This is a genomic window from Burkholderia lata (assembly GCF_902499335.1).
Classification (GTDB): domain Bacteria; phylum Pseudomonadota; class Gammaproteobacteria; order Burkholderiales; family Burkholderiaceae; genus Burkholderia; species Burkholderia lata_B.
Window position 1 is genome coordinate 104,223 of record NZ_CABVQK010000014.1, and the last position, 15,381, is coordinate 119,603.

Here is a 15,381-nt window from a genome sequence, read left to right on the forward strand (position 1 = left end):
CCGCCTGCCGCCGCGCCTGCTCACTCAGGCCATCAATGCCCGAACGAAGTCGAGAAACACGCGCACCTTCGCGGAAACGAGATTGGACGCGTGGTGATACGCGTAGAGCGGAAACGTCTCGTCCGCCCACTCCGGCAGCAGCAGCACCAGCCGCCCGTCGGCAAGGATGTCGCGCGCATAGAGTTCCAGCAGTTGCGCAATCCCCGCGCCGCCCAGGCACGCGCCGAGCAGCATGCCCGTGTCGTTGACCATCAGCCGGCCGGCGGCATCGAACGGCACCACCTCCTTGCCGCGATGGAATTCCCATTCGAACGGCCGGCCCGTCACCGGATCGCGGATCAGCACGCAACGATGCCCGTTCGCGAGATCCCGCGGGTGCCGCGGTTCGCCATGACGCGCGACGTAGGCCGCCGACGCGCAGGTGAGCACGCGCGTTTCCAGCAGCAGCCGCGCACGGTATGACGACGGCTCCGGAATGCCGAACCGCACCGCCACGTCGAAGCCGTCGGCGACGAGATCGCCCATCCGGTCGCGCACGCTGATCTCGACGGACAGGTCGGGAAAGCTATCGAGAAACTCCGCCATCTTCGGCGCCAGCACATAGTGGCCGAAGGTCGCGTCGACGTTGACGCGCAGCCGCCCCCTGACACGCGCCTTCGACTGGCCAGCGTCGATCGCCGCGTCCTCGATACTGGCCAGCAGCGGCGCGACCGCCTCATAGAAGCGCCGCCCTTCGTCGGTGAGCGTGATCGCGCGCGCCGTGCGGTTGAAGATCCGGATGCCGACGCGCTCTTCCAGCCGGGCGACGGCACGGCTCACCGCCGGCTGCGTCAACCCCATCGCCTCGCCGGCGCGCGCGAACGTACCGGCCTCGATCACCGCCGAGAGCACGCCGATGCCGCTCAAAAGCCTGCTGTCGAATGCCATGAGACATACTTTGAGTCATTCTTGATCTGATCATTATTCATTATTTTTATTCATCGAGGAAGCCTACGATTAGTCCTGTCGCCGGATCGCACGGCACTCACGAATCAAGGAGCAGGACATGAGCACATCGGAACAGGTCGCCCTCGTCACGGGCTCGTCGCGCGGCATCGGCGCGGAAATCGCCCGCCGTCTCGCCCGCGACGGTTTCAGGGTCGTCGTGAACTATGCGGGCGGTGCCGGCCCCGCGCAGGAAGTGGTCGACGCGATCGTCGCCGACGGCGGCACGGCCGTCGCGGTACAGGCGGACGTCGCCGATCCGGCCGCGGTGGCCGCCTTGTTCGACGCGGCCGAGCAGGCGTTCGGCCGGATCGACGTGGTCGTCAACAGCGCGGGCGTGATGAAGCTCGCCCCCCTCGCCGAGTTCGACGACGCCGCGTTCGACCAGACCGTCGCGATCAACCTGAAGGGTGCGTTCAACGTCAGCCGCGAGGCGGCGAAGCGCGTGCGCGACGGCGGCCGCATCGTCAACCTGACCTCGAGCGTGATCGGCATGCGCCTGCCGACCTACGGCGTGTATATCGCGACCAAGGCGGCCGTCGAAGGCATGACGCAGGTGCTCGCGCAGGAGATGCGCGGCCGCGGCATCAGCGTGAACGCCGTCGCGCCGGGGCCGGTGGCGACCGAATTGTTCCTGCACGGCAAGAGCGCCGAACTCGTCGACCGGATGGCGAAGATGAACCCGCTGGAGCGGCTCGGCCAGCCCGCGGACATCGCCAGCGTCGTCTCGTTCCTCGCCGGCCCCGACGGCGCGTGGGTCAACGGTCAGGTCCTGCGCGCCAACGGCGGCATGTGCTGACGGGCCGCGTGCCGAGCCCCCTTTTACCGGAGATCGATCATGAAGGAAGTCATTCTCGTCACGGGCGCGTCCAGCGGCTTCGGCCTGCTGACCACCCAGGCACTCGCCCGCGCCGGCCATACCGTCTATGCGTCGATGCGCGAAAGCACCGGCCGCAACGCACCGCGCGTCGCCGCCATCGCCGCCTACGCGCAGGAACACGGCGTCGACCTGCGCACCGTCGAGCTCGACGTCGGCGACGACGTGTCCGTCGGTGCCGCCATCGATCGCGTGATCGCGGACAACGGCCGTCTCGACGTCATCGTCCACAACGCCGGCCACATGGTGTTCGGCCCGGCCGAAGCGTTCACGCCCGAGCAGATCGCCCAGCTCTACGACATCAACGTCGTGTCGACCCAGCGCGTCAACCGCGCGGCGCTGCCGCACCTGCGCCGCCAGGGCCGCGGCCTGCTCGTCTGGGTGTCGTCTTCGTCGGCGCGCGGCGGTACGCCGCCATTCCTCGCCCCGTACTTCGCCGCGAAGGCCGCGATGGATTCGCTCGCGGTGTCCTATGCGGCCGAACTCGCCCGCTGGGGCGTCGAGACGTCGATCGTCGTGCCGGGCGCCTTCACCCAGGGCACGAATCACTTCGCCCACGCGGGCAAGCCGGCCGACGCGGCCGTTCAGGCCGCCTACGTCGACGGCCCCTATGCGGGCGTCGCCGAGCAGGCGCTGCAGGGCCTCGCCGCGCTCGAACCGGCGGACGCCGATGCCGGCACCGTCGCGACGGCGATTGCCGACATCGTCGCCGCACCCGCGGGCAAGCGCCCGTACCGCGTGTTCGTCGATCCGTCGCAGGACGGCGCGGAAGAAGTGTTCCGCGTCGGCGATCGCATCCGCCGCGAGATGTTCAGGAACATCGGCCTCGCCGACCTGCTCGCGGCCCGCGTCGGCGGCTGATCCGCTGCGCGCCGGGCCGGCCGGCGCGCTTCGGCATCAGTCTCGCTCGCAGAACCCGAGGATCGCGTCGGCAACCGCCGCCGGCGCCTCGCGCTGCGGAAAGTGTCCGACGCCATCCAGCACCTGCCGCGCGTATCTCCCCGCAAAGAACCGCTCGCGCCCGGCCGAACTGTCCGGATGATTGCAGGTGTCCGCGCCGCCGTGCAGCACGAGCGTCGGCAGCGCCAGCACCGGCGCGGGGTTCAGCCGCGCGTCGTCGTCGGCATAGGCCGGCGCGCCCGGGGCGAATCCCCACCGATGCCGGTACGAATGCAGCACGACGTCGATCCAGTCGGGCCCGTCGAACGCAGCGGCGGCCGCGTCGAAATCGCTGTCGCGATACCAGCCCGGTGGCGACCACGTGTCCCACATCAAGCGGGCAAACGCGCGGCGATCGTCGCGCAACGCCTGCTCTCCGCGCGGCGTCGCCATGAACCAGTGGTACCAATAGTTGCGCGCCTGCTGCAGCGACAGCGGCTGCCCGGGATCGTTGGTGCCGTACCCGACCGACAGCATCACGAGATGCGATGCGGCGTCATCGCGCAGCCCGCACGCGTTCGCGACCGCCCGCGCGCCCCAGTCGTGCCCGACCAGTACGGGCCGCTCGATGCCGAGCACATCGACGAAGTCGAGCAGGTCGCGCCCGAGCGCCGCGAGCTGGCCGCTGCGCGGCACGGATGCGTCGCAAAAGCGGGTCGGCGCAAAACCGCGCAGCGCGGGCGCGAGCACGCGGTAGCCGCGCGCGGCGAGCGCCGCGGCCACGGGCTCCCAGCCGACCGGGCTGTCCGGCCAGCCGTGCAGCAGCACAGCCACGCGCTCGCCGCGCGGGTTCCATTCGAGATAGGCAATGTCGAGCGACGCGGTCGTCGCATACGCATAGGTCGTCATCGTGTACTCCGTTGGGTCGATCCGAGTGCACGATGGTAGGCTGCCATTTCATCACGATTCACGGAGTATCATTGTTCATTATTCGAGTATTGCGTTGAATTGATCCATGGAACCGCTGACCGATCCCGCGTCGACCTCGCTCGACATCACGTTGCTGCGCACCTTCCTCGAAGTCGTCGACAGCCGCGGGTTCGCGCCGGCCGCGGAACGGCTCGCGCTGACGCCGTCCACCGTCAGCGGCCACATCAAGCGGCTCGAACAGGCGGCCGGCACGGTGCTGCTCGCGCGCACGACTCGCCGCATCGCGCTCACGCCGGCCGGCGACACGCTGTACGCGTACGCGCGCAACATCGTCGACATGGAGCGCGAAGTGCGTGCGAGGCTGCGCGGCGCGCCGGCGCACGGGCCGCTGCGGGTCGGCGCGTCGGAGGATTTCGCGGGCGCGTGGCTGCCGCACGTGCTGCGCACGTTCCGCGACCGCCACCCGCGCACGTCGATCGAGCTGAAGGTCGGCATCACCGCGTCGCTGCTGCGCGAGCAGACGCTCGGCCGGCTCGACGTCGTATTCGGCAAGCAGTGCCGGCAGGTCGACACCCCGGGCGAACTGCTGTGGGAAGAACCGCTCGTGTGGGCGTTCGCGTCGGATCGCACGCTCGACGCCGGCGACGACGTGCCGCTCGCGCTGTTTCCGCAGCCGTGCGTCTATCGGGAAGCCGCCGTCGCGGCGCTCGCCGCCGCGTTGCGTCCATTCCGCGTGCTGTTCGAGAGCAGCAGCATGGCCGGCTGCGTGTCGGCCGCGCTCGCGGGTTTCGCGGTCACCGCGCTGGCGCGCAGTCAGTTGCGCGACGGCCTGCGCGAATGCGGGCCGCAGGATGGTCTGCCGGCGCTGCCGGCCGCGCGCTTCTACGCGTTCGCGGCGAAACCGGATGGCGCCGGCGCGACGTTGATCGATGCGGTGCGGGAAACCGGGCGCAGCCGGCAGTTCGCGGCGCTGCCCGGCTGAAACTGGCGCGACCACCGCACGTAACGCAAACCGGCCGTGCCGGTCAGTCGCCCTCCGCGCCCTCCCCACTCTTCGTCAGCGCGCTCGTCATCAGTTCCCCGAACCACTCGATGAACGCATTGAGCCGGCGCGAGCGATGGCGCCGGTGCGGATATACAGCTGACACGTCCATCGGTGCGGCGCGGTGGCCGGGCATCACGTCGACGAGTGCGCCGCTGGCGAGCAGATGCTCGACGTCGAAGCGCGGAATCTGGATCAGCCCCATCCCGGCGATGCAGCTGGCGATATAGGTTTCGGCGTTGTTGACGATCACGCGGCTCGGCAGCGCGAGCGTGTGCCGCTCGCCGTCCGCGCAGTATTCCCAGTCGAGCTCACGCCCCGTCGTCGGCGACGCATAGCCGATCGCCCAGTGTCCGTGCGCAAGCGCATCCGGATGCTCGGGCACGCCGCATTCGCGCAGGTAGTCGGGGCTCGCGCAGTTGATCAGCGTGAACTGCCCGAGCGGCCGCACGACGAGGCTGCTGTCCGCGAGCCGCCCGACGCGGATCGCACAGTCGACGCCCTCCTGCACCAGGTCGATCGAACGATCCGTCGAGCCGAGCGACAGTTGCAGCTTCGGATACCGGTGAAACAGCGACGGCAGCGCGGGTGCCACCATGCGGCGCGCGATCCGGCTCGGCACGTCGACGTTCAGGCGGCCGATCACGTCGCGATCGCGGCGGCGGAACAGGCGGTCGAGTTCGTCGGCCTCCGCGAGCAGGCGCCGGCCGCGTTCGAGCAGCAGCGCGCCGTCGGCAGTGAGCTGCACCTGGCGTGTCGTGCGGTGCAGGAGGCGTGTGCCGAGCCCCGTCTCCAGTTGCTGAACAGCCGCCGACACGGTCGCGCGCGGCACGTCGAGCGCGTGCGCGGCCTTGATGAAGCTGCCCATCTCGGCAACCTGCAGGAAGATTCTGACCTGATCCAGCTTGTCCATCGGCGGAGAACGTAGGTTCGGACGATCGTCACCGCCGGCCGTCGCGCGTCGCGGCAAGCTCCGGCGGCACAGGGAAAACGGGCGCGCAGCCGCGAGGCCGCGCGCCCGTCCATTGTCCACGCAAACGAGCCATTGCGGTGCGCCGCGCGGCCCGTTGCCGGGTGGGTTACTTGGTCGTATAGCCGCCGTTGATCAGGATCGTCTGGCCGGTGATCCACCAGCCGTCGGTGACGAGATGGCGGATGAACGGCACGACGTCCTCGATGTCGGTCAGGCCCGTCTTGCTGAACGGCGACAGCGCGGCCGCCGTCTTGTGATACGCGACCGCATCGGCGCCTTCGGCCGGGTAGAAGAACGGCGTGTCCATCGGGCCCGGCCCGACGGCCGTCACCGAGATCCCGCGCGCGCCGTACTCCTTCGATGCCGCGCGCGTGAAATGCTCGACCGGCGCCTTCGACCCTTCGTACGCCGCATAGAACGGTGTGAACGCGCCGAGCAGCGACGTCACGAGCGTGACGAGCTTGCCGTGATCCTCGAGGTGCCGCCCCGCTTCCTTGATGAAGAAGAACGCGGACTTGCTGTTGACCGCGAACATGTCGTCGTACTCGGTCTCGCTGATCTCGGTGAACGGCTTCTTCAACACCTTGCCGACCGTGTTGATCGCGATGTCGATCTTGCCGAAGCGCTGCTTCGCGTCGTCGAACAGCTTCTCGACCGCGGCGGCCGTCGTCAGGTCGGCCTGGAACGTCGCGGCTTGAGCGCCGGCCGCGCGCACCGCGGCGGCCGTTTCCTCGGCCTGCGCCTGCGATGCGGCGCTGTTGTAGTGAATCGCCACCGCCTTCGCGCCGTGGCTCGCCAGATCCCGGGCGATCAGGCCACCGAGATTCTTTGCGCCGCCTGCGATCAGGACGACCTTGTCTGCGAGCGTATGAGTTGCCACGGTTGACTCCTTTTCTCGTTGAACGAAGCTTGGAGTGTAGGCACGCGCGACGCACCGGTCAGCCGGTCGCGGCTGGATGGATTATCCAGAAAAACGATCCAATCGCAGCGAAGCAATGCAGCCTGCCGCACCGACAACCCCGCCGGAATCTGCGACCGATTCGGCGAATGCCGGCCGGCTCAGCGCGCGTACAGCGCCGCGTCGATCTTGCCGAGCAGCCACTGCATGCCGGCCAGATGCTGCTGGTCGTGGCTGCACAGGTAGTGGACGAGCCCGCGTACGGTCAGCGAGCCGTAGCCGTCGAACTCCCCGGTGCGCGCGAACTGTTCGGGCGTAAGGCGCGACACGAGGTCCAGCGTCTCGCGCCGCGCTTCGCGGATCGCCGCGAGCACGTCGGACGCATACGCATCGTTGTAGCGGCGCTCGATCGCGAGCGCGTCGCCGTCGATCGATACGAGCAGCGGCCTGTCTTCATCGAGCATCCGTCGCAGCCGCACGTGATAGCCGTCGATCTCGATGTCGCGCACGTGGCAGAGCTGCCCGAGCGGCGAGAAGTGCTCGCTCGGGATCCCGGCCCAGTCGTCGGGCGTCCAGCGTGCGTAGCCGTCGGGCACGGCCGCGAAATGTGCTTCGAGCTGACGGGGGAAATCGGCGAGTGCGTCGAGCGTCGTCGGATTCATGCGGGACTCCCTGTCGGATCGGGGTGGCGGCAGCCCTGGCACGGGCCTGCCGCCACCGTTGCGTCACTTCACGCTGAAGCCGTACGCGCCCTGTGTGCGATGCCCGTCGGTCGCGACGGCCACCCATTTCACCGTATAGGCACCGGTGCCGACCGCCGTGAGCGGCACGGTCATCCGCTTGCGGTTCGATGCTTCGATGCGCGCGCGGCCGTCCGACACCGTCTTGCCCGCGCCGTCGACGACGACGATCGAGCTGAACGCCGGCTCCAGCGGCTCGGTGAAGTCGATCGTGACGGCAGCCGGTGCGGCGGCCACCGCCGCGCCCGCCGCCGGGTCGCTCTTCGCGAGGTGCGCGTGCGCGAACGCGGCCGACGAGACGGTCGCGGCAACGATGACGGCGGTGGCGTGACGGGCGAGCTGGAACGAAGCGAAAGGCATGGGCTTTCCGTGAAGAATGAACGGGCGCCGCGCTCCGCGCGGCGTACCGGCAGCTTACCAGCGCAGGTGCGTTCATGCCGGTCGCGCGCCATCGCTTGATAGAATGCGCGCGCTATGGACCTCGAAAGCATTCTCTACACCCAGGGCTTCGGCTCGCGCCGCCAGTGCCGCGGCCTGATCGAAGCGGGCCGCGTCACCGTGGCGGGCGCCAGCGCGACCGACCCCGACGCCGCGTTCGACACCGACAGCCTCGTGTTCTCGGTCGACGATACGGCGTGGCCGTTCCACGCACACGCGTATCTCGCGCTCAACAAGCCGGCCGGCTACGAGTGTTCGCGCGATCCGCAACACCACGCGAGCATATTCAGCCTGCTGCCCGCGCCGCTCGTCGCGCGCGGCGTGCAGTGCGTCGGGCGTCTCGATCAGGACACGACGGGCCTCCTGCTGCTGTCCGACGACGGCCAGTTCGTGCACGCGTACACGTCGCCGAAGCGCAAGGTGCCGAAAACCTACGTGGCGACCGTGCGCCACCCGCTCGACGACACGCAGCTGAACGCGCTGCGCGCCGGCGTGCAGCTCCACGGAGAGCCGAAGCCGATCGCGGCGGTCGCGGCCGATGCACGCGACACGCACGCACTCGCGCTGACCGTCCTCGAGGGCAAGTATCACCAGGTCAAGCGCATGGTCGCGGCAGCGAGCAATCGCGTCGAGGCGCTGCATCGCGAAAGCATCGGCGGCTTCGCGCTGCCGGGCGATCTCGCACCGGGCGCGTGGCGCTGGCTCGATGACGCCGACCTTTCAGCGTTGCGCAATCCCGTCAAAACCCTGTAAGGGAAAATCCGCACGATCGTTCGACGTCCGGCCGCATCTCGGCCGCATGTTCCCCCGCTATACTGAAATTACAAGCTGTACGAGCAGCGACGCAGGGGAGACATCATGAACATCAACCATACTTTCGAACTGTCGTACGTGATGATCGCGTTCGCGGTCATCGGTGTCATCGTGATCGGCGGGCTGCTGGCTGCGATGCACATGAAGCACAAATATCATCCGAACCTGATTGGCGCGCTGATCGGCGCGCTGCTGTGCTTCCTGCTGATCGAGGCGTTACCGGCGCTGACCTGACGCGCTGCCCGGCGCGAGCGTTTGAAGGAAATCATCTACGGTCGGATAGCGCAACGTCACGCACAATTCGGCCTTGAGCCGTGCGTTGGACAGGCGCCGCGACTCGCGCATGAACGACAGCAGCGTCGGTTCGAGCTGACGCTCGGCGTCCGCGCGGCTGACGCGCGGCGGCCGCGGCAGGCCGAGCACCTGCGCGACCCGGTCGAAATACTCTCCCATCCGCAGTTCGCTGTCGTCCGACGCGTGCACGGCGCGCGCCGGCTTGCCGCGTTCGGCCGCGCGGCGCAGGATCGCCGCGAGATCGTCCGCATGAATGTGGTTCGTGTAGACGTCGTCGGCCGGCTCGAGCGCCGGCGTGCCGCGCTCGAGCCGCGCGACCGGCAGACGGTTCGCCGCGTAGATGCCCGGAATGCGCACGATGCGCGCGGACAGCACGCCGCGCACGGTCGCCGCGCGCAATTGGCGCTCGGCCGACACGCGCCGGAACGCCCGCGGATTCGCGGGGTGCAGCGGGTGCGTTTCATCGATGCGCGCGCCACCGCAGTCGCCGTATACGCCCGTCGTACTGGCGTAGACGAGCCTCGGCGCGCGAAGGCCGTCGGGTACAATACGCGCTGCCCGAACGGGCGCGCCGGCCTGTCGGGCAGCGGTGCGCAGCGTTCGGAGCCGGCCGACCGCCGGTGCCGGCGGCACCGGTGGCCGCCGTGCAGGCACGGTCGTTGCGGCGATCAGCGCACGCGTGCGCCGGTCGTCGCGGCCGTCGGACTGCGGCGGCGCGAGATGCAGGATCGTGCGGGCCAGACCCGCGAGGCGGCCGAGCGTCGCCCGGCGATCGAGGTCGCCGACGATCGGCGTCGCACCCGCGGCACGCAGTTCGTCGCGGCGGGCCGGGTGGCTCGTCAGCGCGAAGATCCGCAGGTTGCGGCGCGTGTCGCGCCATTGCGCGACGCAGCGCATGCCGACGTCGCCGCAGCCGACGATCAATGCGCGCGGCCGGCGCAGGATTCGAGTCGCGATCATGTTGGTTGCGAAATCAGTAGCCACCGTTGCGCGACGCGCAACGGGTTTGCATTGTAGCTGCCGTGCTCGATATGCACGGTCCCCACATTTTGTTCTAGTTTGGTTCTATGGCATTCAACGTCACTCTCAAGCAAAGCGGCCGGCAATTCCAGGTCGAGTCGGACGAAACCGTGCTGGCGGCCGCGCTGCGCCAGAACGTCCATCTGCCGTATGGCTGCAAGAACGGCGCGTGCGGCTCCTGCAAGGGCCAGATCGTGTCGGGCCAGATCGAACAGGGCCCGCACGCCGCGTCGGCCCTGTCCAACGACGAGCGCACGCGCGGCCTCGCGCTGCTGTGCTGCTCCAAAGCGCAGTGCGATCTCGAAATCGACGTGCGTGAAATCGCCGGCGTCGACGGCGTGCAGGTCAAGAAGCTGCCGTGCCGGATCGCCGCGCTCGAGCGCAAGGCCGACGACGTCATGGTCGTGAAGCTGCAGTTGCCCGCCAACGAACGCCTGCAGTATCTCGCGGGCCAGTACGTCGAGTTCATCCTGAAGGACGGCTCGCGCCGCAGCTACTCGATGGCGAACGCGCCGCACGAGGAAGGCCCGGTCGAGCTGCACATCCGTCACATGCCGGGCGGCAAGTTCACCGACCACGTGTTCGGCGCGATGAAGGAGCGCGACATCCTGCGCTTCGAAGGTCCGCTCGGCACGTTCTTCCTGCGCGAGGATTCCGACAAGCCGATCGTGCTGCTCGCATCGGGCACGGGCTTCGCGCCGATCAAGGCGATCATCGAGCACGTGAAGCACACGGGCATCACGCGACCGATGACGCTCTACTGGGGCGCGCGTCGCAAGAAGGACATCTACCTCGGCGAGCTCGCCGAGCAGTGGGCACGCGAGATCCCGAACTTCAAGTACGTGCCGGTGCTCTCCGAGCCGGACGCCGGCGACCAGTGGACGGGCCGCACCGGCTTCGTCCATCGCGCGGTGATCGAGGACCTGCCCGATCTGTCGGGCCACCAGGTGTACGCGTGCGGCGCGCCGGTGATGGTCGAATCCGCGCAGCGCGACTTCACGCAGCACCACGCACTGCCGGCCGACGAGTTCTACGCGGACTCGTTCACGAGCGCCGCCGATCTCGCGCATCCGGTCTAAGGCCCGCGCCACTGCGTACAGCACTGCGCGCTGCGATGTCACATCCGTGGCATCGCAGCGGTTTACAGTGAGGCGCGGGATGCCTTATGCTTGCGCACATGAACTGCTTCCTGTCCGCCCTTCGACGTCGCCGCTCGCCGCTCCGCCCGGATGCCGCAGGCTCGTCACGGACTCGCGCGTAACCCCCACACTGCTTCACCGGTTACGCACAAGCTGTTCGAACCCACCAGCCACGGCCTTCCGTGGCTTTTTTATTGCCTGTTTCCCTTTCAACGTCCGCTGGAGTCTGCTGCCATGCCCTTGAACGATTATCCGATCGACTCGCTGATGTACATCACGAACCGCCCCGACATCGTGTTTACGCACGGCAAGGGTTCGTGGCTCTACGATCACTCGGGCAAGCGCTATCTGGACTTCATCCAGGGCTGGGCCGTCAACAGTCTCGGCCACTGCAACGAAGGCATCGTCGAAGCGCTGAAGACGCAGGCCGAAAAGCTGCTGAACCCGTCGCCCGCGTTCTACAACGAACCGATGGCGAAGCTCGCGGGCCTGCTCACGCAGCACAGCGTGTTCGACAAGGTGTTCTTCACGAACAGCGGCGCGGAAGCGAACGAAGGCGCGATCAAGCTCGCGCGCAAGTGGGGCCGCAAGTTCAAGAACGGCGCGTACGAGATCATCACGTTCGACCACAGCTTCCACGGCCGCACGCTCGCGACGATGTCGGCCAGCGGCAAGCCGGGCTGGGACACGATCTACGCGCCGCAGGTGCCGGGCTTCCCGAAGGCCGAGCTGAACGACATCAACTCGGTCGAGAAGCTGATCACCGACAAGACCGTCGCGGTGATGCTCGAGCCGATCCAGGGTGAAGGCGGCGTGATTCCGGCAACGCGCGAATTCATGCAGGCACTGCGCGCGCTGACGAAGCAGCACAACCTGCTGCTGATCGTCGACGAAGTGCAAAGCGGCTGCGGCCGCGCGGGCACGCTGTTCGCGTACGAACTGTCCGGCATCGAGCCGGACGTCATGACGCTCGCGAAAGGCATCGGCGGCGGCGCCCCGCTCGGCGCGCTGCTGTCGAAGGCCGAGTTCGCGGTGTTCGAGGCCGGCGACCAGGGCGGCACATACAACGGCAACCCGCTGATGACGGCGGTCGGCTATTCGGTGATCTCGCAGCTCGTCGCGCCGGGCTTCCTCGAAGGCGTGCGTGCGCGCAGCGAATACCTGAAGCGCCGGCTGCTCGAGCTGTCGGAAGAGCGCGGCTTCGAAGGCGAACGCGGCGAAGGCTTGCTGCGCGCGCTGCTGCTCGGCAAGGACATCGGCCCGCAGATCGTCGAGAAGGCGCGCGACATGCAGCCCGACGGCCTGCTGCTGAACGCCGCGCGGCCGAACCTGCTGCGCTTCATGCCCGCACTGAACGTGACGACCGAAGAGATCGACCAGATGATGGCGATGCTGCGCTCGGTTCTCGACACGCTCTAAGGAGACCGCCGCGATGGATGCCGCCGCCGATGCTGTCGCAATCCGCCCGTTCGAACGCGCCGACACCGATGCCGTGCTCGCGGTATGGCGCGACGCGTTCCCGCAGTACGACGAAGCCGGTGCGCCGCCGCACCGCGATCCGCTGCGATCGATCGAGCTGAAGCTCGCGACGCAGCCGGAACTGTTCTTCGTCGCGACCAGCGGCGCGCGAGTGGTCGGCACGCTGATGGCGGGTTTCGATGGACATCGCGGCTGGCTCTACTCGTTCGGCGTATCGAACGACGCGCGGCGGCTCGGCGTCGGCCGCGCACTGATCGCGCATGCGGAACGCGCGCTCGCCGCGCGCGGCTGCCTGAAGGTCAACCTGCAGGTGCTGCCCGGCAACGACGACGCGTGCCGCTTCTACGCGGCACTCGGCTATCGCGTCGAGGAACGCATCTCGTTCGGCAAGACGCTGCCGGCCGCGTGAAGCGCAGGCCGGCAGCCGGCCATCTCAGCGCGTGATCGGCCCCGCACCCGGCAGCGGATTGCCGAGCGCGTCGGTCGGCACGGCCTGCTTCTCGAACGCGGCGAAATAGGCGGCCCACTGCGTGTCGCTCACGCGCACGATCAGCGCGCCGTCCTGCCAGATGTCGTTGTGATCGTTGTGGTCGTCGCCCGCGCGGTGCAGGTAGTTCGCGCCGGTCGAACCCTGGTTCATGTGCGTGTCGTGGATGCCGTTGCCTTCCGCATACGAACGGCCGAACACGACGACGTCGAGCCCCTGCGACTGCGCGGCGTTCACGAGCCGCAGCAGCGACGGGATCGGCTCCGGATTCTCGGTGCCGTCCATCACGGCGCTTGCGCGCCATGTGCCCGTTTCGTTCAGGATGTCGCTGCGCATGTAGTCGAGCGCGGGCAGCGCGGCCTGCCCCGTCAGGTCCGTATAGCCTTCGGCCGCGGCCGCGAGCGTCTGCGTGATCGGGTGGTGGAAATCGTAGACGAGCTTGTAGTTCAGCAGGTCGTCTGCGTCGCTGGTGCCGACGTTGATCGCGACGTCCCAGTCGCCTCCCGGCAGCGCCAGCGTCAGGTGGATGTGATACTGGATCTCGCTGCCGTGCGGCGAGCCCTTCAGCTTCGCCACCGATGTCACCTTCGCCTTCACGAAACCGTAGTCCAGACTCATGCGTGCTCTCCGTGTCCCGATGGGCCGTCGATGCTACACGGCCCGTGTGTCGGTTTGCGGGCGACCGGCTGCGGGCGACCACTCCATCGCTCCCGCGCCGCGTGCGCGGCGCAACAGTCGAATGGAGTCACGCACCCCCACACAAGTTCGACCCGAATCGCACGACACGAAAAAAAAGGCTGCCACGGCATCCCGTGACAGCCTTTCGAAAGCCCGTGTGCGACGCGCCCGGCATCCGCCGTCGCGCGCCACCGGGCCCGCTCATTCACTCACTCATTCACCCAGGTACGCGGCACGCACCTTCGGATCGTCGAGCATCTGCTTCGCATCGCCTTCCATCGTGACCGTGCCCGAATCCATCACGTAGCCACGGTCGGCCGCCTGCAGCGCGAGGCGCGCGTTCTGCTCGACGAGCAGCACCGTGATGCCCTCCTTCGAGATTTCACGCACCACTTCGAAGATCTTCTCGACCATGATCGGCGACAGGCCCATCGACGGCTCGTCGAGCAGCAGCAGCTTCGGCTTCGAGAGGATCGCGCGCGACATCGCCAGCATCTGCTGCTCGCCGCCCGACAGCGTGCCCGCAAGCTGCGTCGCACGCTCCTTCAGCCGCGGGAAGAAGCCGAACATGCGTTCGACGTCCTTCTTGATCTGCTCGCCGTCGTTGCGCAGGTACGCGCCCATCTGCATGTTCTCGACGATCGACATCCGCGCGAAGATCCCGCGGCCTTCCGGCACCATCGCGAGGCCGCGCTTGAGCAGCTCGTGCGTCGGAATGCCCTTGATCGACTTGCCCTCGTACTCGATGTCGCCGGCCGAATACGCCTTGAGACCCGTGATCGCCTTCATCGTCGTGGTCTTGCCGGCGCCGTTCGCGCCGATCAGCGTCACGAGCTCGCCCTGGCGGACTTCCATGTCAACGCCCTTGACGGCCTGGATGCCGCCGTAGTTGACCTGCAAGCCCTTGATTTTCAACATTGCCGCTGCCATCAGTGCACCCCTGCGCCGAGATATGCCTCAATCACCTTCGGATTCTTCTGCACGTCCTGCGGCAGACCCTCGGCGATCACCTTGCCGTAATCGAGCACCGTCATCCGGTTGCACAGCCCCATCACGAGCTTCACGTCGTGCTCGATCAGGAGAATCGTGCGGCCGTCCGAGCGGATCTTGTCGAGCAGGCGCGTGAGTTCGACCTTCTCGGTCGCGTTCATCCCGGCCGCCGGCTCATCGAGCGCGAGCAGCTTCGGGTCGGTGGCCAGTGCACGCGCGATCTCGAGACGGCGCTGGTGGCCGTACGACAGGTTGCGCGACGTGTAGTCCGCGTACTGCAGCACGCCGACGTATTCGAGCAGCTCGATCGCGCGTTCCTTGATCTCGCGCTCTTCCTGGCGTTCGGCCGGCGTCTGGAACACCGCGCCGAGCAGCCCGTGCTTGGTGCGCACGTGGCGGCCCACCATCACGTTCTCGAGGGCCGTCATCCCGCCGAACAGGCGGATGTTCTGGAACGTGCGCGCGATGCCCGTCTTCGCGACCTGATGCACCGCGGTCGGCTTGTATTCCGTGCCGTCGAGCTTGAACTCGCCGGAGTCCGGCGTGTAGAGGCCCGTGATCACGTTGAAGAACGTCGTCTTGCCGGCGCCGTTCGGGCCGATCAGCCCGTAGATCTCGCCTTCCTTGATCTGCAGGCCGACATCGGACAGCGCCTGCAGGCCGCCGAAGCGCTTGTTCACGCCCTGCACGGACAGTCGGATTTGTTTGTCGCTCATGTGT

The 15,381-nt window shown here is 68.0% G+C and carries 18 protein-coding genes; 8 read left to right on the forward strand and 10 right to left on the reverse strand.

Translation table 11 applies throughout. From position 1 onward, the window contains the following. Window positions 1-24: 24 nt before the first annotated feature. The gene (locus BCO18175_RS30375) at window positions 25-927 is read right to left on the reverse strand and encodes a LysR family transcriptional regulator (protein WP_174986381.1); all 903 of its coding nucleotides are present in this window, start codon (window positions 925-927) and stop codon (window positions 25-27) included. 118 nt (window positions 928-1,045) lie between these two features. Between BCO18175_RS30375 and BCO18175_RS30380 the strand changes: the two genes are divergently transcribed. Next, complete coding sequence (locus BCO18175_RS30380; RefSeq protein ID WP_174986383.1) at window positions 1,046-1,783, forward strand: SDR family oxidoreductase; 738 nt, start codon at window positions 1,046-1,048, stop codon at window positions 1,781-1,783. 39 nt (window positions 1,784-1,822) lie between these two features. Continuing rightward, on the forward strand, window positions 1,823-2,722 hold the full coding sequence (locus BCO18175_RS30385; protein ID WP_174986385.1) for an SDR family oxidoreductase: 900 nt from the start codon (window positions 1,823-1,825) through the stop codon (window positions 2,720-2,722). 36 nt (window positions 2,723-2,758) lie between these two features. On the opposite strand, the gene BCO18175_RS30390 is transcribed toward BCO18175_RS30385, so the two are convergent. Further along, complete coding sequence (locus BCO18175_RS30390; RefSeq protein ID WP_174986387.1) at window positions 2,759-3,649, reverse strand: alpha/beta fold hydrolase; 891 nt, start codon at window positions 3,647-3,649, stop codon at window positions 2,759-2,761. Between the two features lie 106 nt (window positions 3,650-3,755). On the opposite strand from BCO18175_RS30390, the gene BCO18175_RS30395 reads away from it, so the two are divergent. Further along, window positions 3,756-4,652, forward strand: coding sequence for a LysR family transcriptional regulator (locus BCO18175_RS30395; RefSeq protein WP_174986389.1), 897 nt, complete (start codon window positions 3,756-3,758; stop codon window positions 4,650-4,652). Window positions 4,653-4,695: 43 nt separating this feature from the next. On the opposite strand, the gene BCO18175_RS30400 is transcribed toward BCO18175_RS30395, so the two are convergent. The 4 genes from BCO18175_RS30400 to copC form a co-directional block, all read right to left on the reverse strand. After that, entirely contained in the window at window positions 4,696-5,625 is a 930-nt protein-coding gene (locus BCO18175_RS30400) for a LysR family transcriptional regulator (protein WP_174986392.1), read from the reverse strand. A gap of 166 nt (window positions 5,626-5,791) precedes the next feature. Further along, window positions 5,792-6,565, reverse strand: coding sequence for an SDR family oxidoreductase (locus BCO18175_RS30405; protein WP_174986394.1), 774 nt, complete (start codon window positions 6,563-6,565; stop codon window positions 5,792-5,794). A 179-nt stretch (window positions 6,566-6,744) separates the two neighbouring features. Next, window positions 6,745-7,245, reverse strand: coding sequence for a DinB family protein (locus BCO18175_RS30410; RefSeq protein ID WP_174967681.1), 501 nt, complete (start codon window positions 7,243-7,245; stop codon window positions 6,745-6,747). Window positions 7,246-7,308: 63 nt separating this feature from the next. Further along, window positions 7,309-7,683 carry a copper homeostasis periplasmic binding protein CopC gene (gene copC / locus BCO18175_RS30415; protein WP_174986397.1) on the reverse strand — a complete coding sequence of 125 codons (375 nt, stop codon included), beginning with the start codon at window positions 7,681-7,683 and terminating at the stop codon, window positions 7,309-7,311. A 114-nt stretch (window positions 7,684-7,797) separates the two neighbouring features. On the opposite strand from copC, the gene BCO18175_RS30420 reads away from it, so the two are divergent. Together BCO18175_RS30420 and BCO18175_RS30425 are read left to right on the forward strand one after the other, a co-directional pair. Beyond that, the gene (locus BCO18175_RS30420; RefSeq protein WP_174986398.1) at window positions 7,798-8,514 is read left to right on the forward strand and encodes a pseudouridine synthase; all 717 of its coding nucleotides are present in this window, start codon (window positions 7,798-7,800) and stop codon (window positions 8,512-8,514) included. A 105-nt stretch (window positions 8,515-8,619) separates the two neighbouring features. After that, window positions 8,620-8,808 (forward strand): hypothetical protein, encoded by a 189-nt coding sequence (locus BCO18175_RS30425; RefSeq protein WP_122946073.1) that lies wholly within the window; start codon window positions 8,620-8,622, stop codon window positions 8,806-8,808. Here the strand turns inward: BCO18175_RS30425 and BCO18175_RS30430 are convergent. Continuing rightward, complete coding sequence (locus tag BCO18175_RS30430) at window positions 8,791-9,828, reverse strand: NAD-dependent epimerase/dehydratase family protein (RefSeq protein ID WP_174986401.1); 1,038 nt, start codon at window positions 9,826-9,828, stop codon at window positions 8,791-8,793. The genes BCO18175_RS30425 and BCO18175_RS30430 overlap by 18 nt on opposite strands. 107 nt (window positions 9,829-9,935) lie before the next feature. Here BCO18175_RS30430 and BCO18175_RS30435 point away from each other — a divergent pair, with 107 nt between their 5' ends. From BCO18175_RS30435 to BCO18175_RS30445, 3 genes are all read left to right on the forward strand, one after another. Continuing rightward, the gene (locus tag BCO18175_RS30435) at window positions 9,936-10,967 is read left to right on the forward strand and encodes a CDP-6-deoxy-delta-3,4-glucoseen reductase (RefSeq protein ID WP_011352940.1); all 1,032 of its coding nucleotides are present in this window, start codon (window positions 9,936-9,938) and stop codon (window positions 10,965-10,967) included. Between the two features lie 294 nt (window positions 10,968-11,261). Then, window positions 11,262-12,446, forward strand: a complete 1,185-nt coding sequence (locus BCO18175_RS30440; RefSeq protein WP_174986404.1) for an acetylornithine transaminase — start codon at window positions 11,262-11,264, stop codon at window positions 12,444-12,446. A gap of 13 nt (window positions 12,447-12,459) precedes the next feature. Continuing rightward, window positions 12,460-12,915, forward strand: coding sequence for a GNAT family acetyltransferase (locus BCO18175_RS30445; protein ID WP_174967675.1), 456 nt, complete (start codon window positions 12,460-12,462; stop codon window positions 12,913-12,915). A 24-nt stretch (window positions 12,916-12,939) separates the two neighbouring features. On the opposite strand, the gene BCO18175_RS30450 is transcribed toward BCO18175_RS30445, so the two are convergent. The 3 genes from BCO18175_RS30450 to BCO18175_RS30460 all read right to left on the reverse strand — a co-directional run bounded on the left by BCO18175_RS30450 (window position 12,940) and on the right by BCO18175_RS30460 (window position 15,377). After that, window positions 12,940-13,611 carry a DUF2278 family protein gene (locus BCO18175_RS30450; protein ID WP_174986406.1) on the reverse strand — a complete coding sequence of 224 codons (672 nt, stop codon included), beginning with the start codon at window positions 13,609-13,611 and terminating at the stop codon, window positions 12,940-12,942. Window positions 13,612-13,884: 273 nt separating this feature from the next. Continuing rightward, complete coding sequence (locus BCO18175_RS30455) at window positions 13,885-14,601, reverse strand: ABC transporter ATP-binding protein (RefSeq protein ID WP_174986408.1); 717 nt, start codon at window positions 14,599-14,601, stop codon at window positions 13,885-13,887. Beyond that, a complete protein-coding gene (locus BCO18175_RS30460; protein WP_174917512.1) occupies window positions 14,601-15,377 on the reverse strand; it encodes an ABC transporter ATP-binding protein in 777 nt (258 codons plus the stop codon). The genes BCO18175_RS30455 and BCO18175_RS30460 overlap by 1 nt, the downstream gene beginning before the upstream one ends. Window positions 15,378-15,381 lie beyond the last annotated feature (4 nt).